The organism is Neobacillus sp. B24 (assembly GCF_055381825.1).
This window is the reverse complement of sequence record NZ_AP035777.1, coordinates 2590620-2613774: the sequence shown is the minus strand read 5'-3', so window position 1 is coordinate 2613774 and position 23155 is coordinate 2590620. Positions and strand designations below refer to the sequence as shown.

Annotated in this window: 26 protein-coding genes, 1 pseudogene and 1 other annotated feature; of the genes and pseudogenes, 6 read left to right on the top strand and 21 right to left on the bottom strand. The window is 38.4% G+C overall.

The window, feature by feature from the left end; all coding sequences use genetic code 11:
* Positions 1–10 precede the first annotated feature (10 nt).
* Positions 11–1066: an alpha/beta fold hydrolase gene (locus ACZ43M_RS12905; protein ID WP_464507809.1), complete on the top strand. Its 1056-nt coding sequence runs from the start codon at positions 11–13 to the stop codon at positions 1064–1066.
* Between the two features lie 316 nt (positions 1067–1382).
* Here the strand turns inward: ACZ43M_RS12905 and ACZ43M_RS12900 are convergent, their stop codons facing one another.
* The 7 genes from ACZ43M_RS12900 to ACZ43M_RS12870 form a co-directional block, all read right to left on the bottom strand.
* A complete protein-coding gene (locus ACZ43M_RS12900) occupies positions 1383–1529 on the bottom strand; it encodes a hypothetical protein (RefSeq protein WP_464507808.1) in 147 nt (48 codons plus the stop codon).
* Entirely contained in the window at positions 1513–1677 is a 165-nt protein-coding gene (locus ACZ43M_RS12895) for a hypothetical protein (RefSeq protein ID WP_464507807.1), read from the bottom strand. Before ACZ43M_RS12895 ends, ACZ43M_RS12900 begins: the two co-directional genes overlap by 17 nt.
* 205 nt (positions 1678–1882) lie before the next feature.
* Complete coding sequence (locus tag ACZ43M_RS12890) at positions 1883–3187, bottom strand: WD40/YVTN/BNR-like repeat-containing protein (protein ID WP_464507806.1); 1305 nt, start codon at positions 3185–3187, stop codon at positions 1883–1885.
* Between the two features lie 28 nt (positions 3188–3215).
* Positions 3216–4256: a hypothetical protein gene (locus ACZ43M_RS12885; RefSeq protein ID WP_464507805.1), complete on the bottom strand. Its 1041-nt coding sequence runs from the start codon at positions 4254–4256 to the stop codon at positions 3216–3218.
* Positions 4257–4523: 267 nt separating this feature from the next.
* Complete coding sequence (gene hcp / locus ACZ43M_RS12880; RefSeq protein WP_464507804.1) at positions 4524–6188, bottom strand: hydroxylamine reductase; 1665 nt, start codon at positions 6186–6188, stop codon at positions 4524–4526.
* Between the two features lie 413 nt (positions 6189–6601).
* A complete protein-coding gene (locus ACZ43M_RS12875; protein ID WP_464507803.1) occupies positions 6602–9679 on the bottom strand; it encodes an MMPL family transporter in 3078 nt (1025 codons plus the stop codon).
* Between the two features lie 183 nt (positions 9680–9862).
* A complete protein-coding gene (locus ACZ43M_RS12870) occupies positions 9863–10393 on the bottom strand; it encodes a TetR/AcrR family transcriptional regulator (RefSeq protein ID WP_464507802.1) in 531 nt (176 codons plus the stop codon).
* Between the two features lie 149 nt (positions 10394–10542).
* On the opposite strand from ACZ43M_RS12870, the gene ACZ43M_RS12865 reads away from it, so the two are divergent.
* Positions 10543–10899 carry a response regulator transcription factor gene (locus ACZ43M_RS12865; RefSeq protein ID WP_464507801.1) on the top strand — a complete coding sequence of 119 codons (357 nt, stop codon included), beginning with the start codon at positions 10543–10545 and terminating at the stop codon, positions 10897–10899.
* 242 nt (positions 10900–11141) lie between these two features.
* Here the strand turns inward: ACZ43M_RS12865 and ACZ43M_RS12860 are convergent, their stop codons facing one another.
* The gene (locus tag ACZ43M_RS12860) at positions 11142–11756 is read right to left on the bottom strand and encodes an FMN-binding negative transcriptional regulator (protein WP_464507800.1); all 615 of its coding nucleotides are present in this window, start codon (positions 11754–11756) and stop codon (positions 11142–11144) included.
* 168 nt (positions 11757–11924) lie between these two features.
* On the bottom strand, positions 11925–12494 hold the full coding sequence (locus ACZ43M_RS12855) for an acetylglutamate kinase (protein WP_464507798.1): 570 nt from the start codon (positions 12492–12494) through the stop codon (positions 11925–11927).
* Positions 12495–12649: 155 nt separating this feature from the next.
* On the opposite strand from ACZ43M_RS12855, the gene ACZ43M_RS12850 reads away from it, so the two are divergent.
* On the top strand, positions 12650–13036 hold the full coding sequence (locus tag ACZ43M_RS12850) for a cupredoxin domain-containing protein (protein WP_464507797.1): 387 nt from the start codon (positions 12650–12652) through the stop codon (positions 13034–13036).
* 119 nt (positions 13037–13155) lie between these two features.
* On the opposite strand, the gene ACZ43M_RS12845 is transcribed toward ACZ43M_RS12850, so the two are convergent.
* Positions 13156–13590 (bottom strand): hypothetical protein, encoded by a 435-nt coding sequence (locus ACZ43M_RS12845; protein ID WP_464507796.1) that lies wholly within the window; start codon positions 13588–13590, stop codon positions 13156–13158.
* A gap of 5 nt (positions 13591–13595) precedes the next feature.
* Positions 13596–13799: a helix-turn-helix transcriptional regulator gene (locus ACZ43M_RS12840; RefSeq protein WP_464507795.1), complete on the bottom strand. Its 204-nt coding sequence runs from the start codon at positions 13797–13799 to the stop codon at positions 13596–13598.
* 294 nt (positions 13800–14093) lie between these two features.
* On the opposite strand from ACZ43M_RS12840, the gene sinI reads away from it, so the two are divergent.
* Positions 14094–14228, top strand: a complete 135-nt coding sequence (gene sinI / locus ACZ43M_RS12835; protein ID WP_464507794.1) for a DNA-binding anti-repressor SinI — start codon at positions 14094–14096, stop codon at positions 14226–14228.
* Positions 14229–14356: 128 nt separating this feature from the next.
* On the opposite strand, the gene ACZ43M_RS12830 is transcribed toward sinI, so the two are convergent.
* On the bottom strand, positions 14357–15850 hold the full coding sequence (locus ACZ43M_RS12830; protein ID WP_464507793.1) for a tetratricopeptide repeat protein: 1494 nt from the start codon (positions 15848–15850) through the stop codon (positions 14357–14359).
* Between the two features lie 146 nt (positions 15851–15996).
* Entirely contained in the window at positions 15997–17631 is a 1635-nt protein-coding gene (gene metG, locus ACZ43M_RS12825; protein ID WP_464507792.1) for a methionine--tRNA ligase, read from the bottom strand.
* Positions 17632–17696: 65 nt separating this feature from the next.
* Positions 17697–18005 (bottom strand) — a binding site (T-box leader).
* A 251-nt stretch (positions 18006–18256) separates the two neighbouring features.
* On the opposite strand from metG, the gene ACZ43M_RS12820 reads away from it, so the two are divergent.
* The gene (locus ACZ43M_RS12820; RefSeq protein WP_464507791.1) at positions 18257–18463 is read left to right on the top strand and encodes a hypothetical protein; all 207 of its coding nucleotides are present in this window, start codon (positions 18257–18259) and stop codon (positions 18461–18463) included.
* 97 nt (positions 18464–18560) lie between these two features.
* Positions 18561–18692, top strand: a pseudogene (locus ACZ43M_RS12815) (IS3 family transposase); the annotation flags it as partial.
* Positions 18693–18799: 107 nt separating this feature from the next.
* Here the strand turns inward: ACZ43M_RS12815 and ACZ43M_RS12810 are convergent.
* The 8 genes from ACZ43M_RS12810 to ACZ43M_RS12775 all read right to left on the bottom strand — a co-directional run bounded on the left by ACZ43M_RS12810 (position 18800) and on the right by ACZ43M_RS12775 (position 22994).
* Positions 18800–19660, bottom strand: coding sequence for a DUF421 domain-containing protein (locus ACZ43M_RS12810; RefSeq protein WP_464507790.1), 861 nt, complete (start codon positions 19658–19660; stop codon positions 18800–18802).
* A 17-nt stretch (positions 19661–19677) separates the two neighbouring features.
* Complete coding sequence (locus tag ACZ43M_RS12805; protein WP_464507789.1) at positions 19678–19884, bottom strand: DUF1657 domain-containing protein; 207 nt, start codon at positions 19882–19884, stop codon at positions 19678–19680.
* A gap of 12 nt (positions 19885–19896) precedes the next feature.
* A complete protein-coding gene (gene spoVAE, locus ACZ43M_RS12800) occupies positions 19897–20247 on the bottom strand; it encodes a stage V sporulation protein AE (protein WP_464507788.1) in 351 nt (116 codons plus the stop codon).
* A gap of 4 nt (positions 20248–20251) precedes the next feature.
* Positions 20252–21262, bottom strand: a complete 1011-nt coding sequence (spoVAD, locus tag ACZ43M_RS12795; RefSeq protein ID WP_464508019.1) for a stage V sporulation protein AD — start codon at positions 21260–21262, stop codon at positions 20252–20254.
* Complete coding sequence (spoVAC, locus tag ACZ43M_RS12790) at positions 21262–21741, bottom strand: stage V sporulation protein AC (RefSeq protein WP_464507787.1); 480 nt, start codon at positions 21739–21741, stop codon at positions 21262–21264. Before spoVAC ends, spoVAD begins: the two co-directional genes overlap by 1 nt.
* Positions 21742–21758: 17 nt before the next feature.
* Positions 21759–22289 carry a YhcN/YlaJ family sporulation lipoprotein gene (locus tag ACZ43M_RS12785; RefSeq protein WP_464507786.1) on the bottom strand — a complete coding sequence of 177 codons (531 nt, stop codon included), beginning with the start codon at positions 22287–22289 and terminating at the stop codon, positions 21759–21761.
* Positions 22290–22310: 21 nt separating this feature from the next.
* On the bottom strand, positions 22311–22514 hold the full coding sequence (locus ACZ43M_RS12780; protein WP_464507785.1) for a DUF1657 domain-containing protein: 204 nt from the start codon (positions 22512–22514) through the stop codon (positions 22311–22313).
* 261 nt (positions 22515–22775) lie between these two features.
* Positions 22776–22994 carry a hypothetical protein gene (locus ACZ43M_RS12775; protein WP_464507784.1) on the bottom strand — a complete coding sequence of 73 codons (219 nt, stop codon included), beginning with the start codon at positions 22992–22994 and terminating at the stop codon, positions 22776–22778.
* Between the last annotated feature and the right edge of the window lie 161 nt (positions 22995–23155).

The window sequence follows — 23155 nt, the reverse complement described above, 5'->3', positions numbered from 1 at the left end:
GGTTCCGAAAATGAAAATATCCAAAAAAGCTCAGAGCAATCTGGGCTTTTTTTACTTAGAATCTTTCAAACTCAGGTACTTATTACTGGTCGATTTTGGCGAAGATGACTCATTTACCGGCATATTGTCTCATATAATAGTTTTGTTCATATTATATATTTTATTGAGGAGGAACCACATGTTGAAATCATATACGGAGTATCAGGAGATGAAATGGACAGGTAAAAAAGTAAAGCTTTCCACTGGCGTCACCCTAGCATACACAGAATGCGGTCATGGTGATGGCGCCCCTATTCTATTTCTTCATGGCGCAACAGACAGCCGTGTGTCCTGGTCTCAGATAGCTCCATTGATGGCTGAGAAAGGATTCCATTGCTTCGTCCCAGAATTACGCGGACATGGTTTTTCCGATAAACCGGAAACTGACGAGAACCGCTACACAGTAGATCTCCATACTCAGGATGTGATTGCCTTTATGGATGCCGTAGGTTTGGAACGTGCCCATATCGTCGGCCACTCACTGGGGTCTTTGATTACACAAAAACTAAACGTACATATTCCTGAAAGAGTGCTATCATCAACCCTCATCGCTACTAGCCCTTTAGTAAATGATGATAATGAAGCCATAGCTTGGATTCTTTTTGGCGACGGAACTGAGGACGGATATCCCGGACTGAATACTTTGCCAGATCACGCTGAGATGCCAGAAGCCTTCATTAAAGAATGGGCGGGAAGTACGAATGAAGACGCTAGCTTCAGAGACGCCACGTTAGCCCATGCTTCACAGATTCCCCTTCATTGCTGGAAAAGTATTTTCAACGGTGCCCGCCATTTTGATAATGTCGATGGGATTAAGAAAATGACTGGTAATGTTCTTGTGTTATGGGGATCAGATGATGTACTTTTCCCAAAACCAACACAAGATCAATTAAAAACTCTGTTGTCAGAATCGTCAGCTCAGGTTACCTATGTAGATTTTGACGGGGGCTCGCATAACCTTCATTGGGATAGCATCGCCACGGCAACGAAGGTAGCACAAACGATTGATTCTTTTATTAAGAAGTAAGTAGTAGCAGCCTGCGGACAAAATCGTTTTTAAAAACGAATAATATCCGCAAGACAGCTAACTTCGGACAAAACTCAGTGTAAACATCACCAAAATGTCCGAAGACTGACTTACTTCGGACAAAACTGAACGGTATCATCATAAAAATGTCCGAAGACTGGCTAACTTCGGACAAAACCCATTGTAAACATCACCAAAATGTCCGAAGTACCGTTTTACTAGAAAGTAACCAAAAAAGTCATCTCCGCAGCCCGGTTCTACTACTCCAAAAATCCAGTCAATCAAAAAATCAACCAAGATACTCTTGGCAGATTAATCAATTGTTAGGGATCCCTTTCGTCCTGCCGCCATTATCATTTGGCGAATCGCCGGTCCCATTCTTGCTCTTGCTATTAGGGGTCCCATAAATTTGATTGTCGTTGGTGACTTTTGCACCTTTTTGAAAATCATCCTTTGTTTTCATGTCCATCATCTCCTATGATTTTTTCACCAATTCTCGGTTTAACCTCTTGTTTGGGCTTCTCATTATTAATTGAAAAACCTGGCTCTGTGGTACCGGTTGACATAAGCGGCTGCTGGACAAAATCATGAGTATTTTCATCGGTAAACATTCTATCTCCCCTTTCCAGCTTTTTTATTTTTTGAAAAGGGAACAAGAACTATACTGAAATTTATAAATGGCGGCTAATTCCATCATTTTGTACTTAATTTTGATAATTTAGTAACCTAAATAAATCCTTGTAATATTCCATTACTTGCAAACAATTGTTTATAAATACATATGGGTTTGCACTTTTCATTTAAGTTTCCTCCAAATTATTTCGCGCCAAGCACCCCTTCTGGATCAACCAATCCAGCAAACGACCACGTTTTCCCTTGATCTTGTGAAGTAAACTTGGCCAATACCTTTCCGCCCAAATAATCCCCATCTGGTCCCTGGTTTACTAACATAATTCCCTCTGTTCCGTTAAAGGTAGGTATCTCTGCTATCGTAAAGTAACCTTGATATTCTGCCGGTATCGGAACCTCAACTCGTTCCCAGTTCGCTCCACCATCAGCAGTCCGGTATAGATTTGGAACAGCAGGCTGATCTTCGTAACGCAATTCGCCAAAAGACATAAACCCTAATTGATCGCTAACAAAACCCCCATCCGTCACCAAGGAATAGACGTCTTTTACTGGCCCGGTGCTGGACCATGACTGACCACCATCGTTCGTTTTAAAAATAAAGTGCGCCTCACTACTCATCGTTTTATCTCCTGTAACGATTAGGTAACCATTCTGGTCTGAGGTGAATCCTAGTTTTAGGAAGCGCAAAAATGGCAGCTGATCTGAAACCAAGGACCTTTTCCATGTTTCCCCTTTATCCGAACTTATCAGAACCCGCGATCCTCCATTAATAGCAAATGCTGTTATCTTTGGCGTAATCACATAGCTGCCTTCCTGTAACTGTTGTTTTGATTGGTTGGTTCCACTGGCTGCTAAATCATCGACAGAGACAGGTACATCCTTCCATTCACTGCCACCATTATAAGTGACCCTGAGTGTTTGACCCTTAATTTCATACCTCATCTTTTCCGAAGGTTCCTCATTTCCAGCCTTCCTCCGATATTCCTCCATCGATTCAACAGGCGGCAGCCCGATTTGCGTATCGGTCGTTCTTTCTATCTTGGCTAAAGTGTAAGTCAGGTTCTCTTCCTTATTAATGGTTAGTTTCCAAACGACGTTTGGAACGACTCTATCTTCACCCATCTTTCCCCAGCCGTAATCGATTTTGGGTGTTTTATCAGGAATCCCCACTTGAAACACAACCGCTGTCACAAAAGAGTTTTCATCTCCCGATAACTTGGTAAATCTAGTGAAGCTTGGATAAATGATATTTCCTTCACTCTCTAACTTTTTAACAAAATCAAACCAGACCCGGTAAGCAATAATTTCCGGTTTCAGATCATATTCTTCTACTTGAACTGTGTAGGGCAGCAAACTGTTTATATCTGCTTTTTTTACCTGAACTGGTTTCGTATTCGGAGTTTCGTTCTCCTTATTCACCATTTGAAAAATAAAGAAGATTACGATGAATATGGAAATAAGAACAAAAATTCTTCTGCTTGGTTTTTTCATTAGAATCATCCTATATCAAAAAATAAATTTACTCATCCCCAAAATATGGTTTATATACATAACGCTGGGGAGTAATAAGTTCCTCCTTGCCTGGAATGTACAAGGAGATCGTTGGACCGCTGTTGACGATATCAGCATGGTAAGGGTTATTTATCTTACCATGTTCATCAATAAAACGAATTCCCTTCAGACTGGTCCATGTCCTAATACCTTTATACAGGACAGCGTACTTTTCTTCATTCCAACTTGTTACTTCTTCTTTAACTGGAATCCATTTTAACATCTTGAGGACAATCGACAAATCATTGTTGTGGTCATAGATAGTTGTTCCTTGTCCCTTCCAATCTTGTTTATGGACGGTTACCTTTTTGTCCTTTGTTATATCGAAATAAATTAAATAACCAGATTGCAATTTCTTGTTTTGGTCGAACCCATAAATATAGGTTTCAATACTGGTAATTGTCCCATCCTGCTGGAATTCAATTTTTAAATCATCTGTCATTAAATAGGGTTCTAATTCCATCTCTGCTTTCACGGAATCCATGATCCCACCCAGCTTTGTCTTATAAAAATTTTCATTGCTCAGTTTTATTTTTGTATCTGTTTTTAACTCGTTTATTTTCCAAGCTAGCACCCCGTTAAAATGAACAGCATTGGAACCTACAAAATAAACGCCTGCGATGGTAATGAATAAAAGGAAACTTCCTGTCCATTTCCAGTATAGAGGGCGCATGGTCTTAACAATAGGAAGATGTTCATGAGACAATTTTGAAATCGGGATAAACGTATGATCGTCATAATATAGGAAATACCATTTTTTATTTTCCTTCATCTTTTTTAAATTTTCCATGGAAAAAATATGACGCTCACCGGTATGACTTGATACAACAACCAATTGCTCCCCATTGATTTCAAGCTGACTCCCGGCTTGGAATAGCCAGTGCTTTTTCATATGGCTGCGATAAATAATAAAAATATAGATAAACGTTAATAACAGCAAAAAGAGGAGTCCTAAAAAGATCGGAATATTCGTTTTCAATTGACCGATTTTTGTAATACTGTACAACACTCTCCACAACATTATGTAAAGTAGAAGTAGTAACAAACTGCTTTTACTACCGAAAATTAAATCTCCCAAAATCAGCCTTCGATATAATTTTTTAGATATATTTTTAATTATCACTCTTATCACTGCTTTCGCACCTATTAACTCCATTTTAACAAATACTTGTTTTATAAAGGAAGAATAATGGTAAATGGGGTTGTTCATCATGAGGTGGAGTAGATTTTACAAAAAATAGACATGTAAAACTGCTAGTTTACATGTCTTTTTTGATTAAGCTAAAGCCAAATCCATATATGCTTCCATATCTTCTTGGACTGTAGAAATGGTGCTGATTCCAAAGTTTTCAACAAGGACTTTGGCGACACCTGGAGATAGGAACGCTGGAAGTGTAGGTCCTAATTTAATATCTTTCACACCTAGATATAATAATGCCAAAAGAACAATAACTGCCTTTTGTTCATACCAGGCAAGGTTATATTCGATTGGTAATTCGTTGATATCATTTAACTCAAAGATTTCTTTTAGTTTCATAGCAACTACTGCCAAGGAGTAGGAATCATTGCATTGTCCGGCATCGAGCACACGAGGAATACCACCGATGTCTCCAAGCGGAAGCTTGTTGTAACGATACTTGGCACAGCCAGCCGTTAAAATGACCGTATCCTTCGGAAGGGTTTCAGCAAATTCAGTATAATAGGAACGTGACTTCATTCTACCGTCACAACCAGCCATGACAAAGAATTTTTTGATAGCGCCCATTTTTACAGCTTCGACGACTTGATCAGCTAATTGGACCACTTGATTGTGTGCGAATCCGCCAACGATGGTTCCTTCTTCGATTCCTATTGGAGCTGGCAGCTTTAACGCATGTTCAATGATTGCTGAGAAATCCTTTTTCTTGCCTTCTTCACGGTCAGGAATATGTATAAATCCTGGATATCCAGTAGCCCCTGTTGTATAAATGCGATGTGAGTAGCTTGCTTTAGGGGGTACAATACAGTTTGTTGTAAATAATACTGGACCGTTAAAGCTTTCGAACTCTTCTTTTTGCTTCCACCAAGCATTTCCATAGTTCCCGACGAAATGATCATACTTTTTGAAAGCAGGGTAATAGTTAGCAGGAAGCATTTCAGAGTGAGTATATACGTCAACCCCTGTTCCCTCCGTTTGCTCGAGCAATTCTTCAAAGTCTTTCAAATCATGACCACTAACCAGAATGGCTGGGTTGTTACGTACACCAATATTTACTTCCGTCATTTCAGGATGTCCGTAAGAAGTTGTATTGGCCTTATCCAGCAATGCCATCACATCGACACCAATTTTGCCCGTTTCCATTACTAAGCTGATAAGTTCATCCGCAGTTAATGTGTCATCTTCCGTTGCAATAAGAGCTTTCTCGATGAATTCAAAAATGGCCTCATCTTCATACCCTAAATTTTGAGCATGCTCAGCATAGGCTGCCATACCTTTTAACCCAAATAAGACTAGGGAACGTAAGCTGCGTACATCCTCGTTTTCTGTTGAGAAAATACCGACCTGCTTTTCTTCCGATTTAGTTACATATTCACTACGATCCCCTGTCCAAGTAGCATACTCTGGGTATAGACGCTCTTCTAAAGCCCCGCTCTTGATTAGACCACCCTTAATAGCTTCACGCTCTTGCAAAGCTTTTTGGATTCGAGTGGAAATCGAAACCTCATCAAAATTGGCATTGGTAATCGTCGAGAACAGACCTTCGATGATCAGACGATTTGTCTTTGGCTGGTGAATGCCGGCTTGGCGTGCCTGTTGATTATACAAGGCAACTCCTTTTAATGTATAAATTAACAAATCCTGAAGATTAGCAACCTCACTTGTCTTTCCACATACCCCGGCCTGTAAGTTGCAGCCAGTACCTTTCAGAGCTTCCTGACATTGATGACAAAACATACTCATAAAAAATAGACCTCCTAAAACCTTTTTTCTATCCACAAATTAAAGAATATGGGTTTAGGAGAACCTAATATGTGAAGTAAATCACAAAATTACACTTTTCATAAATACGTCATAAATTATTTGCGTTTTTGGACACCATTCTAGACCATTTTCATCCCACAACAAATGCAATTTTCGGCAACATAACAGAGCTCATCTTGAAAATCGTCAAAAAAGGATTTCAATTGATAGTACTGATTGCCGCTTGCCACCACAAAGCAAATACCTTCTTCCTTCATTTTCTGATATTGCTTGAAAAATCGCTCCCAGTCATAATTCTGTGATCTTCATATAGTTGGGGGAAATCATCTCTTTATACATAAAAAAGTACCGGCCATCCTAAATAGACGACCGGTTCATTTGTAAAACCTATATTACATTTCGCTCCAGACTTGCTGGTTCCTCTCTTTTCTAGAAAATAAATTCGACAAAGCACTTGGCAAAGCAATCATTGCCGGTAAGAAGATTGGCAGCAGGACAAAGCATAGTACGACCAGTCCGGTAATGACTGCGATCGCCAATTCAGATAAAAGGATGATACCAGATGGCATCAGTGTGGCAAACGTGCCTCCTAATATGATTACCGCTGCGATGATGACACCGCCGATATGTCTGGAAGCCAACACGATGGCCTCTTTCTGCGACATGTGAGGGTACTCCTTAAAGCGCATCATCAAGAAAATACTGTAGTCAACCCCCAAGGCCACAATAATGATAAACGAGAAGAATGGAACGAACGAAGAAATTCCTTCATACCCCTTTAAGTCTATGAAAATATAGTTGATGATAAACATCGCTGCATAGTAGGCTCCCAAAAGTGATGCTGTGATGAACACTGGTGTCCAGAATGACCGGATAACAAAGAACAGTACCAATAATACGCCAATGATGACGATTGTTGTTGTTCTATTGAGATCCCGGCTCAAGACATCATTCATGTCCTTCGTTGTTGCGCTAGGTCCGGAGGTGCCAAACTTCGCATCTGCTAGTTTAGAGCCCTTTAGTCCTGCAGAAACCTCAGTATTAATTTTATTGATGGTGCTTAAAGCATCCTTTGAATAAGGGTCAGCTTCCAAGATTACCATCATCTTCGTAATTTTTCTATCATCAGACATAAAGGTATCCAATGATTGTTCAAAATCTTTGTTTTCTAGGGCTTCTATTGGCATAAAGAAGGTTTTATTAGTTTTATATTGATTCAAGTATCCATTGGTCTGCCCAAGTCCATCAGAAATTTGCTCTAATCCGCCATTAACTTGTGACAGCTGTTCACCAAAGTCACTGAACCCATTAAGACCGTCCGCCAACAGTTGCTGCCCATTTTTCATCTGGCCAAGCCCAGCGTTGACACTGTTCATATTGGTGACGATTGTGCCGATTCCGGAAGAGGCTTTGCCCAGACCGCTTTGAAGTTGCTTCAAGCCGTCTGCCATTTGCGATAAACCGCTGCTCATGGCACCCAGGTTCTTATTGGCTTCAGCAAAACCGGCGGTTGCCGCATTATAATTCTTATTTAATTCTGCCATTCCTTCAGGTGTAATTTGACTTAAGGATGATGATAATTGGTCAATCGTTAGCTTTAACCCTTGGAAATTCGCATCACTTTCGGCACCTTCATAACTCTGACCAACAGCTGCTACCATGGTTTGCATTTGTGAGAGTGCACCTTTTACTCCTAGGAGCGCCTGTGCTGCCCCCTGATAGTGTGTGCCCATCTCTGCGTATCCAGCCTGCAGCTTTCCATAATTTTCAGCTAGAAGTGATACGCCGCCGCTCACTTTTGTGAGATTGGTTTGTATTTCAGCAATACCATTGCTAATAGTTTGAGAATTGCTTGACCCGTTATCAATTCCATTTTGGATTTGCTTTAACCCGTTTGTTAAGGCAGTCAAGCCGTCTTGAAGCTTGGCAGTTCCGTCAACCATTTGACCCACCTGGGAAAAATCAGCACTCCCCAGCTTTTCTTGAGCCAGTTTCAATCCATCATTTATTTGGTCCACACCATCTTGCGTCTGTGAAACCCCATCGGTTACAGAGCCCATCTGTTTGTAAACATAGAAATCTTCTATTTGCTTGCCCAAAGGCTGTGTTGCTGAAGAAACCTGCTTGACACCATCAATATTTTTTAGCCGCTCTGTCACGTCATCAATGACTGCAAGCGACTCATTATTATTTAACGCTTTGTCAGTTTCAATCACGATCGTTGCCGGCATTGCCTGACCTTTACCAAAGTGGTCCGCAACGATATTAAAGCCTTTTGATGAAGGATAGCTATTGCCTAATTCTCCCACCGTATCAAAGTTAAGCTTTTCTTCGTGCATAAGGACTGTAGGCACTAAGATTAACAGAATCACAATCACTGTGATCAGCGGTCGTTTGACAGCAAAGGATGATGTCGCTCCCCAGAACTTGTTCTCCTTATGTCCATTGATACCCTTTGATGGCCAGAAAAGCTTTGTTCCAAGCACTTTCATGACAAAAGGCGTTAACGTTAAAATTTCAAGCAATAGGATCGTTACCCCGATTGCGACAACCACACCGGATTTATAAATTGGTGACTCTGCAAACATGAGCCCAAGAAAAGCAATAAAGACTGTGAGAATGCTATAAGCAATCGTTTTACCTGCTGTTTTATACGTGTTGACGATGGCTTCGTCAACGGAGTGGCCATGGGCCAGTTCTTCCTTAAATCGATTAAACAAAAGAATGTTATAATCCGTACCAATTCCAAAAAGGATGAGTACCAATAGCATTTGGGTCAAACTCGTGATGGGAAACCCAGCTTTGTCAATTAATTGCGCGGCTATTCCCATTGAAACTAGATAGGAAAAACCTACCGCTGCCAAAGATACCAAAGGGGTAACAACTGATCTGAATGCGATAATGAGGACGACCAAAATAAAGATAACCGTCAGTGCCGCACTCTTCTCCACTCCTGCCATAGAAGCCTTTAGATAGTCGTTATTAATAAAATCTTCACCGCTTAAATAGTATTCAACTGGTACATCACTAAGCTTGGAATCAAGGTCTTTTTGAATGTCATCTACTTCTCTGCCCTTTTTATCTAACTTAAAGCTCACCATAACAGTCGTGCCATCTTTGGAAACTAACGAGCTTTTCGCTTCAGGCATACTGAACGGATCAATCATATCGGTAATTCCCAGCTCTTTACTGCTGTCACTAATTCCCTTTACAGCATCACCGATTTTATCCATTTCACCGTTTGAAATTTTATTCTTGTCATAAAAAACAATGATATCGTTCGTCCCTTTTGTCGTCTCCATCTTTTTCAAGATGTTGTCCGCGATGACAGAAGGACTGCTGCTGCTTGTTCCCTGCTGCCCTTTTTGCCTTAGGATGGCATTGATGTCTGGCTGAATGACTGTAAGCAAGATAGTTGCAATCAACCATATCGAAAAAATTGCCCAGCGCCCTTTGATGATTTTTTTCACCGTGTATCCTCCCCGTTACTAGATTCTAAATGTATTTTCTCTGTTTTGTTTTGTCCCGGAAAGAACAGAACATCAAGAAATCTTTTTTTTTACATTAGAAACTATAACAGCGGATGAAGAACGGCGCAAAAAGCAATAAAGAACGAGTGATTCAAAATGCTACATTTTACTCAAATTGTATTATTAGAGCATCACTTGATTGAAGATTTCAAATAACTCCTCTTTTTGGTAGTTATATTCTTTACTGACCCAATTTTGCAAAATGGTCATAAAGGACGTGGCATATAACTCACACATAACATTAGGATACTTGGACTCTCTAATCCTGGTTGAAATTGGGTCCACCCCTGTTTTGGAGTGTTCACGCATAATATCACTGGCGATTTTGACCATGCTTTTGAAAAAGATGTGCCCTTCCGACCCTAATAAAGTATTTTCAAACAAGACAAAATTTTCTTCTACATAATCGACCAACATTCTAAACGTGTCAGTACTAGAATTTTTATTCAAATTTATGATCTCTTCCGATAGATGATAAATAAAATCTCGTAACAAACTATATTTATCTTCATAATAACGATAAAACGTTGTGCGATGAATCAAGGCATCATCACAAATATCTTGAATCGTTATAGCAGAAAATCGTTTATTATGAAGAATCCGCATAAAACTCTGGATGATTTGGCGCCGCGTGCGCTCCGTTGTATAATTCATTGTACACATCCCATTATTGGTATTTGTAACCTCATTTTACATAATCCCACGCTAAATATAAACTTAGAGTTTTCACTATCTAAAAAGGAAAAACCCTTGCTATAATAGAATAATATAACAACGTATAAAACATGGAGGGACACGTAGGATTGAAGATTTTAATTGTAGAAGATGAAACGAGAATCAGTAGTTTGTTAAGGATTTATTTGAAACGGGAATCCTTTGTTGTTGATGTGGAGCATAATGGCGAAGATGGCTTAAATAAAGCATTAAACGAAAACTATGATTTAATCCTATTAGATGTATTTATGCCAGGAAAAAATGGGTTCCAGGTACTAGAGGAACTTCGAAAGTCCAAAGAAACACCGGTTGTTTTGCTTACGGCACAAAGCGGCGAAGAAGATCAAAAGCGAGCGTTATCATTAGGCGCAAATGGGCTCATTTCTAAGCCATTCAGTCCAGGTGAAGTGGTTTTGAAGGTTAAGGAAATATTGTCTTTAAATTAAGTTACAAAGCACCCCTTACCGAAAACGGGGTGCTTTGTTGTGTATAACGAGTGTTGCCCTTTACCACGCCTCCTGTGGACAAAATCGAATGAAAATCACAAGGAAATGTCCGCAGCAAGGCTTACTTCGGACAAACCAGTTGAAAAAAGCTGAAGATTGTCCGAAGAACACCATACTTCGGACAAAACAAGTTGTAAATCACAGGAATTTATCCGAAGACTGGTCAATCCCTACTGCTCCAATTACCTTTTCTGCAAATTTTCCTTCATAAGCGCTGCCACTTGCAGGTTATCATGAACAGATGTTTTTTCCAGCTGCTTAATCACTAACTCTTGTCGCTCTACGGGATGATTTTGGCTTAATTTTGCTTTTGCCTCAATTTTTGTAATGGGTATTTTGAACGCCACAATCCCTTTAGTCAATCCATCGATATATTTGGAATCTACATCCTTTAAATCGTATGAGCTATCTGGTTCTTCATATTTAATTACCATATCGTTTAAAGTATCAATTATTACTTTTGGATCTTCAACAATCTCCATTTTGCCATATAAGTGGATCGAAACATAATTCCAGGTAGGCACTGCGGTACCTGTCTCATACCAAGACGGAGAAATATAACAATGAGGACCTTGGAAAACTGCCAAAACAAGTTGGTTTTCCGCATCCTTCCACTGTTCATTTGGACGAGCAAAATGACCATATAAGGCCTTTTCAGTTCGGTCCAATACCAATGGCAAATGAGTAGCATAAGGCTCTCCATTATGCTGGGAAAATAAAGTGGCAAAGCTATACTTTTCTATAAGGTCATAAATCATTTCTTCATCATCAATTTTAAAATATTTAGGAATATACATGCCGACCCCCACTTTGTACTATTAAATTATCTTCTAATTCACATTTTATATGAAACTATTCCATAATAGTACAAATTCCATAGCAAAAAACAACAAATAGCCCCCATCTATCAATAGATGGGGACCACCGCATTTCTCCTGTCATGACATTTGCTTCCTTTTTCAAAATCAAAATTTTCTTGGGAATTGTCTGACTATGGCAGCCGTTATTGTATCGGCCATTTGTAAAGCCTCCGCCTCAATTTTATCAAACACCGCAACACTCCTAGTAAAATCGTGTTGGAGTATTAATACTGCTTCCCTTTCAGTTAGGGCCAGATGTTCGAAAAACATTTCTTGGAATTCCCTTCTTGAAATAAACGGATTGATAGTACTAAGGAATTGGGCAATTTCTGCCCCATTCTCATACCATCTTCTTTCTGCATCTGCCACAGCTCTTTGATCTCCTGCTTTGGCAGCTTGAACAAGTTCCGCTGCAATTACCAGGTGCTCCCTAATTAAGTTGGCGAACGTGGTGGCTTTAGTATTTCCGTAGAAAGGCCTTAGTATATTTCCCATATCTGTTGCATTTCGAAGAAGTCGTGTCGTATTCGCGTCTAAATCAGGTAAATTAAAAGCGATGCTATTGATTGTTAATCTTGTCCAATAGACGTGCTGTTCCCATGCTAGACGCATGGAATTACTTAACTTAAATTCCTGCTCACTAATAGCAGAATGATGGGACCGGGGTTTAGGCATCGTTTCACCTCCATTCTTCCTAAATCAGTTTCAGTATATTCGGATTCTAATAACATGCTTGTACTATTCTAACTGCGTCATCTCACATTTCTAATAATAGTGATAATATTTTACAAATTAGAAAAAAATAAAGTTGAGGAAAGGAGGGATTATGAATGTGTTTGAAAAAATGGTTATCAGGATTGGCTGTTTTGCTTGTAATGATTGTTGGCGCGACTACTCTAGTTTCACTTGGCGTGTCGGCACAATCAGATGCCATGGATACTTTGGAGACTGCGAATGCAATTGAGGTCATAATGAAAGATAATTACTTCAGTCCAGATGTCATCACGATTCCCAACGGAAAAACAACATCGTTAAAATTGAAAAACGCAGGCAATAGAGAACACACTTTCACAGTGGAAAAGCTTGGAATTGATGTCGAAGTCCAGCCTGGAAAAGAAACAACCATTACCGTGAGCCCGAAAAGCCCCGGTACATATAAACTGATCTGTCGGTACCATTCTCAGGATGGTATGGTTGGGAAAGTAATCGTTAAATAAAAAGCAGGCACGATCAGTCTACGTTGTATGGTGTATAAAAAAACCTCGTAGTAAAACTAACGAGGTTTTTACAGTCCAAATTGTGTATTTGAGGAGCTTGGAATGTCCAAGCTCTTCTGTCAGGTCTGATTTAAAAGCCGAAAAGTGGTCAACCAATAAACAATGTATTGTCCTACACCTAATGCTCCGACGCTCAAAATCGGGACAAAAATATTTTGTGAAAACCCGAAGCAAATGAAGGCTGCAACAGGGATGGCAAGACTGTAATAAATATAGACATTCCGGCATGCCTTATAAGTGACCCATTGTTGCCCTTCATCCATTTCTCGAAACTCATAAGGAATGTAACCCGCTAATTTGATTCTGTCTTCAGGATTTTTATGGTTATGTACTTTAATAAGAATACTCCAGACAAATACCAAAACAATAGCTATCCAAGCACATATTTTAGCCAATAACGGCTGGGTATCCGTTATTTTTAATGCTAGGCTGCAAGTAATTAAAGTTAGTAATATCATAGGAAAAATTGGTGTACGTAAAATCGATCTCAACAATTAAATCAGTCCTCCCCTTTTAGAAAAAACACATCCTCCACGGTGACTTTAAATGCTATTGCAATCTTTAACGCCATTGTCACTGACGGGGAATAGTCTCCTTTTTCGATTAATCCAATGGTTTGCCTGGTTACTCCAATTGCATCAGCCAAGTCTTGCTGAGTCCATCTATAACGCGCACGTAATTCTCTAACTTTATTTTCCAGCATAAATTTTACCTTCTTACATTATTTACTATAATTGTAAATTACTTATTGCAAAATGTAAATAATCATTTGCATTTTGCCATGAATAATGAACAGCAGTTAACTTACGTTTTACACTTATCTCCTCATCCTTCATCTGCGTCATATTAATATCCTATGTCGTATTTTTCATTTATTTTTCAATTTCTTTTATACGACAAAAATCTACCGTTATATCTCGAAAAATATATTGAGAGTAGTTTATCTCAAATGCATTCTCAACTTTACAATATATCTGGTTTAGATGGAGGGATTAACATGAAAAAAACTGAGTATGATCTTCCGAAAGAATGGTTGGAGTTAGTAAAAGAAGCCATGGAATCTGATATAACGAAAGAGGAATTTAAGATATTTATAGAAAAGGAAAAAGAGAAGCGGAAAAAACATAAATGATACTAGAGGGCCATAGTACCCTTGACAAACGGTAAATTATTTTCTAAAAAATTTTAGCCTTTACATAGATGATAAATATGTAAAGGCTTTCGGCCAACAATCTTTGTTTAACGGACTCCATACAACTGCTATTCCACGCGCACTTGATCACTTTTTGCATCAATATCAAATCTGCTGCCGCAAATATAGACATTCATCATTGCTTTTCCATTTGGACGTTTTAGTTTAAGAATTCGTTTTACCACAAAGTTTTTCTTAGATATTGCACTTCCATTTTTATAAAATACTAACTTGTCATGGATATTCAATTCCCCTATAAAATCCGTCACTTCCAGTTTTACTTCTTGATTTTCCACAAACTTAATGGACTGAATAGAAGCTGTGAATTTCCTATCATCTTTAATAAGTTTGTGAGTTTCTTGATCGTTAAACCTAAGCGATATGGCCGTATTCTCTCCTTGGGGTATTAACTTGCTTTTTTCCAACAGCAGCAATTGGGAAACAGCCTCCTGGCTTCCTTGCTGGGCCGCTTTTCTAAACCAAATGGCCGCCCGGTCATAATTTTCTTCATCAGCATATGACTTTGCAACCAAATACTGGTATTCACTATTCCCCTCTTTCAATACTACCTCTAAAAAGTCTTCCAATTGTTTTAATAAGCCAATTGGAATCAATCTTTGCACGAAAATATGTATTAATTGTAAGAGGGAATTTGCATGTCCTTCGAGATAAGCCTTCTGAAACCAGCTTACTGCATAACCTAGATTGCTTTCCTTGCCTAATTCACCATGAAAATAAATCTCGCCCAGCCTGTGTTGTGCAGAAGCATTCCCTCGAATCGCTGATAAAGCAGTAGTATTGAATTCCTTCTCCTCCGCACCACTAAAAGAATATGGTTGTTCCTCGAATATAATCTTGGTGTTAGCTAAATGTATTTTGGTATCTACCACTTTGAATTGTGAATAAACAGGGTGATCCTCACCACTAATATATAGTTTTCTAGCATTGACTCTATCTATTTTAAGGAGTGCCTCGTGATCAAATTCGGCAGCTCCTTCATACCATTTATACGATTCTAAATAGCCCGGGAAAAGCCCGAGCTCGCTATTATACAATTCCTTCAGTAATTTTACGGTTCCTATATTTAATAATGGAATACTAGTAATACGGCTGCTAAATTCCTCATCTGATTCAAAAAATAGTTTCTTGAGATAAACAGACTGACAAGAAATGTCATAATCACATATTTTTAAGGAAAAAGTTTTCGTATCCGCCATTACGGTCCCTTCCAAAACAGTTAAAGAAACCCGTAAAGGAAAGTTAAAAAGATTATCCTCTTGAGAAAGATTTTCTACATCCTTTAAGGTTACATAAAGCACATTCGGTTGTTCCAATACAAATGGCAGGCTTTGTTCTAGATCAAAACTAAATAATAAATTCTCATTTGAACTACTTTTTTGAGATAGATTCAAAAAAGCAATTCCTACCTCCACAGGGGGCATTTGTTTTACCCGCCGTATAAATTCTTCATCTGTTTCAGATCCATCTTTTTCAAGCATTTTTATGGCATCGTAAGAAGAATGATGTTCTTCTTTTATAAGGCTGTAATTGTTTTTAGCCATCGTTACTCACCTCATCACGACCTTTTTTCAAAAAAGTATTCAAGTAAAATAATTCGATTGCATTCCTATTTTTCCCTCCAATAATTAGAGCTGATTATCTAGTCAATTAGACTTATTTTTTAACGAATACGGCAATCACTTTATTGTTAAACAGTTTGGTTGTTTAATCTTTGAAGCTCTTCTTCCATTCTTGCAGTGTCTATCCGCTCAAACAATGGCTCTACTTTTGACAATTGCTGCGATTTAACAGTAAACGCTCTCCATTCGGTTTCTGTTGTATTGATCATTTCCTTCACTTTTGTGCTGGAAAAAGGAAGAAATGGTGTCAGGACTTGAGCTAAATTGGCAATAAGGTACACACAATCCGCCAGAGTTTGTTTACAAGACTCGAGATTATCGTTTATTTGTTTCCAAGGCTGTTGCTCATCAAAGTACTTGTTCGAAAATCTAACCAATTCAAATACTTTCCCCAACCCTTGTTTGAAGGCAGCAGTTTCAATGCAGTGACCTACTTCCTTGTAAAGTCGATTCACTCTTTCCTGAATATCTGTGGATATGTCTTTCTCAGGAACAACCCCAGCAAATGACTTTTCTATAAATTTTAATGTCCGATTGACGAAGTTTCCGTATGCCCCTAATAACTCGCTATTGTGGCTGTATATGAATTCTTTCCAAGAGAAATCAGCATCACGGTTCTCTGGTGCATTGATAGTTAAGAAATAGCGGATGGAGTCTGGGTCGTACCTTTGCAAAATATCCGGGACCCAAACGGCCCAATTCCGACTTGTCGATAATTTTTTCTTTTCCAATGTTAAATACTCATTTGAAACGATATGCGTCGGTAATGGTTCTTTTCCAAGACTTGTAAGAATTCCTGGCCAAATAATCGAATGGAAAGGAATATTATCTTTGCCGTGGACGTAATACGATTCCGCGGAAAAATTCCAAAAATGTGAATCATCGTTATTTGTTTCCTTCGCCCATAGTTTACTAGCCGTGTAGTATCCTGATACCGCCTCAATCCAAACATAGATTTTCTTCTCTTCATATCCAGCAACAGGAACGCTCACTCCAATCGGCAAATCCCTTGATACAGCCCGGTCCTGCAACCCTTCCTTTAAGTAGCGCTTCGTAAGAGAAATGGCATTTTCTCGCCAAAGATGCTTGTCTTCCGCTTCTTGGGTGTAATTCTCCAAAACATTTTGAAAAGTACTTAAGGAAAAGTAAAAATGCTCAGTAAATCTTGTTGTAGGTTCGTTTCCACAAAGTTTACATTTTCTTTCAAGCAGTTCGAGCGGTTCTAAGATCGTCGAACAATGATCACATTGGTCCCCGCGTGAAGGCTCTTTGCAAACTGGACAAAGCCCCTCCACATAACGGTCAGGCAAGAACTGCTGACAATGTTCACAATATGTTTGTTCGATTTCTTTTTTGTAAATCAGTCCTTTTTCCAGTAACTCTAAAAAGATTTCCTGCACGATTTTATGATGATGTTCCGTGTCAGTCCTTGTATACGTATCGTAGGAGAAACCTAATCTTGAAAAACACTCTTCGAATTCTTTGTGATAACGGTCTGCAATGACAGCCGGAGAAACACCTTCTTGTCTGGCCCTGACTGTAATCGGTGTTCCATTACAATCACTTCCTGACACATACAACACCTTTTCCCCCTTTAACCGGTAATATCTCGCCAGTATATCCCCAGGCAACAAACTAGAAATATGTCCTAAATGCAACGATCCGTTCGCATATGCCCAAGCCCCACCAATAAAAATACTCATAAATAAAACCTCCTAAAAAATGTAATTTTCAAAAAAACAAAAAAGCCCCGCCCTCAACTATAAAAGTTAAGGGCGGGGCTGAAATCCACGCGGTACCACCTTAATTCACAAATAGCTCACACCATTTGCCTCAACAAGTACGGAGTATCCAATCCTACTCTTATACTGTGACATTAATAACGAGTGCCAAATCCCGTCGTAGCCTACTTATACCTAGGGACCACGGGGACGGTTCTGGTGGTTCCTCATGGTAAGTATGTTCAGTACGCAGCTCAGAGACCATTGTTCAAATGACTGTTTTTGCTTCTTTTCAGCTGCCGAAGCTCTCTGGTGAAAAACAAAATCACTTTACTTTTTCTCTTCAAAGCCTTTATTTGATAATTAACAATATTTTATTCAACAATTTTCCAGAAGTCAATAAGAATATTTTTAGGCTCCTAGTGGTCGATATTTCCTATTGGTCCGAAGCTCCGGTTCACTTAAGTGAATTCCTTCGCAATCTTGTTTTGAACACTTGTGAAAGTTGATGTGGACTCGGTAAAAATAGTGACAATGTAATAATATTGAATAAAAAACAATTAAAAACCAACACTAATTGAACAACTTCGGAAAGGCTGTGTTTTTATTGAATCTTGAAACAAAAGTAGCTAATGAACTTCAAAAAATGATGACCTGGAACCTAGTTCCTGTATCAGTTCAAGAAGATATAAATGAGATTTGCGACAGTTTAATGAATGGATCTGTAACACTAGATGATTTGGAAAATCGAGATCCCTTTGTGGTAGAAATCATTAATAAAGCAATGAATCAAGCAGGAAAAGAACACAAATGAAATGTCGGGAAATGAAGGAGGTTAAAACCATTGTTGTAAAAAGAAATGTTCAAAACGATCAACTTCCTGAAGAGTGGGTTGAATTAGTAAAAGAAAGGGGATTTTGGGATACCGCCGAATGACTATGCACATTGAACGGTTATTTGATATGCAAATCAATCGAAAACGGATTTATCGACTTATGAAAATAGCCGGCATCGAATCGGTTATTCAACGCAGACGCAAAAAGCAAGTATCTACGTTCTTCCGATCAGCTTTAGTATCCTGAATATCTGGTATCCCGATGTTCTTAAATTACAGTCAAACGGCAAATTAAGACATTTATAAAAACAAATACTATTGTTTTAGAATAGGGGTTATTATATCAATGGCTTTTTGTAATTTTTCACTATTTTTACTATACATTTGTTTTGTTTCATTTGATTCAGTTCCAAGAGCAAATAATTCTAAATCTGCTTGGCATTTTTTCAAGGTTGAAAGGATTAAAGGTCTTTCCTGAGGGGAAGCGACCTGTAATTTATCGTCAAACAAGTCCACTGTGAGCTCACCATAGGAATTTACTTGTCCAAGGAATACATTTTCTATCGTAACCCCTAATTTTTCTAATTCAGTATGTAACCAAGCTCGACTTTGACCAATGGTGGCAAGTGGCTCATCCATTACTATACCATCCATAATGACAGTCTGGGGCTCTTTAACTGAGGCGGTTGTTAAGTTTAGATCCTTTGCTGTTAAAGGTTGATTCTCTTTTTTTAACATCACGGATAAATCCCCCGTTGGCTCTAACACCGCAAATTCTACATCAGCTACCTGAAAAACATCTTTTTTTCGAAGTAATTCTAATAACTCGTCCGTGGTGTATTTTTCTTTTTTTAGATTATCTTCCATAATTTTTCCATCTTTGATAAATATAGATCCTGTCCCTTCTACAAAGTCACGGAACTTTTGACTTTTTAAAGAGATGAGACTAACTAAATAAGGGATAGCTGCCATTGTCACAATTGCTAGTCCAGCTATAAAAATGCTATGTCTGACTTCAAGAATAACGATTGCTGCAATTCCTCCTATCGTAATACCTGTTACATATTCGAAGAAAGAAAGTTGAGATAGTTGCTTTTTACCTAGAATTTTTGTGCTAAAGAATAGAATAATCACAAATAAAATAACTCGAGAAACAACATTTAGCCAAAGAGGCATTAGTAGACCCTCCTATTTTAAAATCCTTTATATTGGAATTCTTCTCGTTCTAGTTCTCCAATTCGTTTTTTTAAATCCGTTACCACCTCATGTAAAATCATCATAGTTTCATGTAGTGTACGTTTCGATTCAATATCTAGAGTTCGTAATGCAAAACTTGAAAGACTGGCTTCCACACCTTTAAGGCTGGCAAGTGATTGTTTTACATCGGATGCGATTGTCATTTAATATTCTCCTTATCCTTTTGGTTTAAAAATCAAGGCACCTATAAAACCGAAGATAATAGAAGCAGAAATACCCGCACTCGTGACTTCAAAAATACCCGTAATAAGTCCAACAAGTCCATGTTGTTCAGCTTCTTGCATAGCCCCATGTACAAGTGCATTTCCAAAACTTGTAATAGGTACTGTGGCTCCCGCCCCGGCAAAATCAATTAAGGGTTCATATAAACCAAAGCCATCTAAAAGGGCACCAATTACTACAAGGGTACTTAACGTGTGTCCTGGTGTAAGTTTAAACACATCAAACATAATTTGACCAATAACACAGATGATACCGCCTATGACAAAAGCCCAAAAATAGATCATCTTATTATTCACCTCCATATTCAATTGATACCGCATGAGCAATGCAGGGAATGGTTTCGTTTTGCTGAAAGGACAACGGTGAAAGCAAAGCACCTGTTGCCACGATTAACATTCGTTTAAATTCACCTTTTTTCATCCGGTTTAACAGATGGCCATATACCACTGTCGCTGAACAGCCTGCACCACTTGCCCCAGCTAAAACAGGTTGTCCCTCCCGATAAATCATAAGACCACAATCTTGGTATTGTTCTTCGTTAATAAGAGTCCCGTGCTTTTTAAATAGATCCATGGAAACTTCATGTCCAATCCGGCCCAGGTCCCCGGTTACAATTAAATCGTAATAAGATGGCTCGACATTTCGTTCCTTTAAATGGGCTTCAATGGTATCAACCGCTGCTGGCGCCATAGCTCCTCCCATATTAAATGGATCTGTCAAGCCCATATCAATCACACGTCCAATTGTGGCAGAAGTGACACGCGGTCCTTCCCCAGAATCACATAAAAGGGCCACACCCGCACCAGTAACAGTCCATTGTGCAGTAGGGGGTTTTTGACCGCCGTACTCAGTTGGATAACGAAATTGTTTTTCAACAGCTGTATCATGACTGGATGCTCCGGTTAATAAATATTTCGCTCCTTTTGTATTCACAATATAAGCACCTAGAGCTAATCCTTCCATAGACGTGGAGCAGGCACCGAATAAACCAAAATACGGTGCTCCAATTGTTCGACTAGCGAAACTTGTTGGGGTAATCTGATTGATTAGGTCCCCAGCTAGGATAAATTGAACTTGATCCTTTTGGATGCCCCCTTTTTCCATGGCTTTTTGACAGGCTTCTTCAAAAAGGACTTTATGTGCCTTTTCATAGGAATCCTGTCCAAGCCATAAATCAGCATGAAGAAGATCGAAATCTTCTGCGATCGCTCCGTTTGCTTCAAATGGTCCACCAACTGTTCCGGTAGAAAGTATCACAGGTTTTTGTTCGAAGATCCATGTACGATGACCTGCGAGCATCATAAACCACCCCACCTTATTAAAATCGTCTTTACTAAAGCAATAACAAATGCAGAAAAAACACCAAATAATATGACCGCCCCAGCTAATTTAAACATATTGCCTCCGACTCCTAATACAAAACCTTCGGTTCGATGTTCAATAGCAGCTGAAATGACAGCATTACCAAATCCGGTAACTGGAACTGCTGAACCAGCTCCTCCAAATTGAGCAATTCGATCATAAACCCCAAAACCTGTAAGAAGCATAGCAATAAATATTAATGTACCCACAGTTGGATTTCCAGCCGTTTGGTCTGTAAAATCAAAATAATAAATGTATAAGTCTTGAATAACCTGGCCAATAAGACAAATCAGACCACCTGTTAAAAAGGCCTTTATACAATTTTTAAAAATGGGTCTGTTGATCTCTCGATTTTTTTGCAATTTTTGATATTCTTGCTGCACTGGGGTTAGTTGTTTCTTTTGATTATTTGACATAGCTTGCCTCTTTCTCTTTACGTTTTCTCTTTCATTAGATTTTTAATTTTATTTAAGTCCTTTTTTAAGCTCTTTTTATCTGTGTTGCCTTTTTGAAGTTTTTGTTCTAATTGTTCCAATTCCCATAACATTTTTTTATCTGTTGAAACAATTATTTCATGGTTTGGGTACATTTTTTCCAAGTCTAACTTTACTGAATTTTCAATTTTCTTTAGCCGAAAGCGATCAAAATTTTCAACTTTTATTGCTACAAAAAGCTCTTTATCTGTATTCACAGCCTTTACATCTGAAATTTCTTCTTTGACAATAATCTTTTCTTTAGCCCTATTGGCAACAGATTGACCGATGGGTTTACTCGTCTGTACTTGTGAAATACCAAAATCATTGTTATCCTCATCTAACTGATTTTGGTTATTGTTACATCCTGTTCCAAACCCAATCACGGCTAAAATGGAAAGAAAAATTTTTATTTTGGTTATTTTGTCTTTCATGGAACCATCTCCGTTTTTCCCATTATTTAAAGGACTTAAAAAAGGTTGGCCTCCCAACCAACCTTTTTTTCCTAATCATTATTGTTTGTATTGAGGTTCTTCTTGTTCAATTTGTTGAATGCGTGGTTCAAGGCTGTTAATAACGGATTGGGTTTGTTTAGCAGCATCTTGGTAAAGTTGCTTTGCCTGTTGATTATCTGTACCAAGAGCAAATGTTTCGAAACTTGCTTGTGCACTTTTTAAGCCGGCTAATGTCTGTTTTACTTGAGTAATCACTGTCATGATAAAATCCTCCTTGAAATTTTTTGACCTGCGTTTTTAGATTGTCTGAATCAAAATTTTGATATGCGGGAAATTTTTTGGAAAAATTGTTATAAAATTACTATTGGCGAATAGCACCATTTTTTCTGTAGTAACCTCGTTTCAAATCCCCATCAGTTCCAATATCGAGTTCGCTGTTCATCGTATGATTAAAAATAAAAAGTGGATTTGCGTATATTGCAAATCCCATCTAACCATCTTAGCTAAAAGATTATTATAGTTTTATTGTTCCGATGCAGATGCTTGGCCTTGTAACTGAGATTGTACTTGACTAATTAATGTTTGTATTTGTGCAACCTCATTTGATGCTTGTTTTAACGCTTCTGAAGCAAGAGTAGTATTAGCAGCTGATTGTTCAATCGCTGAAGTTATCATATCTTTTACTATAGAAGATGCTGCCTCTGCTTGTTTTAATTTATTTGTATCAATTTGATTATCCATGTTACTTCCTCCTGTTTGTAGTTTAGTACAACAGATAGAATGCCTCGAATAATATGTTTTATCCTCAATTCTAAATAAACAAATTTTCCTTTAGAAGACAATTATTGAGCAATTACTGAGAAATTGAGCTTTTTCAAAAAAATTTCCCTATCCCTGAGTAT

Bases quoted from the DNA above. Each gene is read 5' to 3' on its own strand.
- ACZ43M_RS12905 (WP_464507809.1), top strand. From the start codon at position 11: ATGAAAATATCCAAAAAAGCTCAGAGCAATCTGGGCTTTTTTTACTTA.
- ACZ43M_RS12900 (WP_464507808.1), bottom strand. From the start codon at position 1,529: ATGAAAACAAAGGATGATTTTCAAAAAGGTGCAAAAGTCACCAACGAC.
- ACZ43M_RS12895 (WP_464507807.1), bottom strand. From the start codon at position 1,677: ATGTTTACCGATGAAAATACTCATGATTTTGTCCAGCAGCCGCTTATG.
- ACZ43M_RS12890 (WP_464507806.1), bottom strand. From the start codon at position 3,187: ATGAAAAAACCAAGCAGAAGAATTTTTGTTCTTATTTCCATATTCATC.
- hcp (WP_464507804.1), bottom strand. From the start codon at position 6,188: ATGAGTATGTTTTGTCATCAATGTCAGGAAGCTCTGAAAGGTACTGGC.
- ACZ43M_RS12870 (WP_464507802.1), bottom strand. From the start codon at position 10,393: ATGAATTATACAACGGAGCGCACGCGGCGCCAAATCATCCAGAGTTTT.
- ACZ43M_RS12860 (WP_464507800.1), bottom strand. From the start codon at position 11,756: ATGTATATTCCTAAATATTTTAAAATTGATGATGAAGAAATGATTTAT.
- ACZ43M_RS12855 (WP_464507798.1), bottom strand. From the start codon at position 12,494: ATGCCTAAACCCCGGTCCCATCATTCTGCTATTAGTGAGCAGGAATTT.
- ACZ43M_RS12850 (WP_464507797.1), top strand. From the start codon at position 12,650: ATGTGTTTGAAAAAATGGTTATCAGGATTGGCTGTTTTGCTTGTAATG.
- ACZ43M_RS12840 (WP_464507795.1), bottom strand. From the start codon at position 13,799: ATGCTGGAAAATAAAGTTAGAGAATTACGTGCGCGTTATAGATGGACT.
- sinI (WP_464507794.1), top strand. From the start codon at position 14,094: ATGAAAAAAACTGAGTATGATCTTCCGAAAGAATGGTTGGAGTTAGTA.
- ACZ43M_RS12830 (WP_464507793.1), bottom strand. From the start codon at position 15,850: ATGGCTAAAAACAATTACAGCCTTATAAAAGAAGAACATCATTCTTCT.
- metG (WP_464507792.1), bottom strand. From the start codon at position 17,631: ATGAGTATTTTTATTGGTGGGGCTTGGGCATATGCGAACGGATCGTTG.
- ACZ43M_RS12810 (WP_464507790.1), bottom strand. From the start codon at position 19,660: ATGCCTCTTTGGCTAAATGTTGTTTCTCGAGTTATTTTATTTGTGATT.
- ACZ43M_RS12805 (WP_464507789.1), bottom strand. From the start codon at position 19,884: ATGACAATCGCATCCGATGTAAAACAATCACTTGCCAGCCTTAAAGGT.
- spoVAE (WP_464507788.1), bottom strand. From the start codon at position 20,247: ATGATCTATTTTTGGGCTTTTGTCATAGGCGGTATCATCTGTGTTATT.
- spoVAD (WP_464508019.1), bottom strand. From the start codon at position 21,262: ATGCTCGCAGGTCATCGTACATGGATCTTCGAACAAAAACCTGTGATA.
- spoVAC (WP_464507787.1), bottom strand. From the start codon at position 21,741: ATGTCAAATAATCAAAAGAAACAACTAACCCCAGTGCAGCAAGAATAT.
- ACZ43M_RS12780 (WP_464507785.1), bottom strand. From the start codon at position 22,514: ATGACAGTGATTACTCAAGTAAAACAGACATTAGCCGGCTTAAAAAGT.
- ACZ43M_RS12775 (WP_464507784.1), bottom strand. From the start codon at position 22,994: ATGGATAATCAAATTGATACAAATAAATTAAAACAAGCAGAGGCAGCA.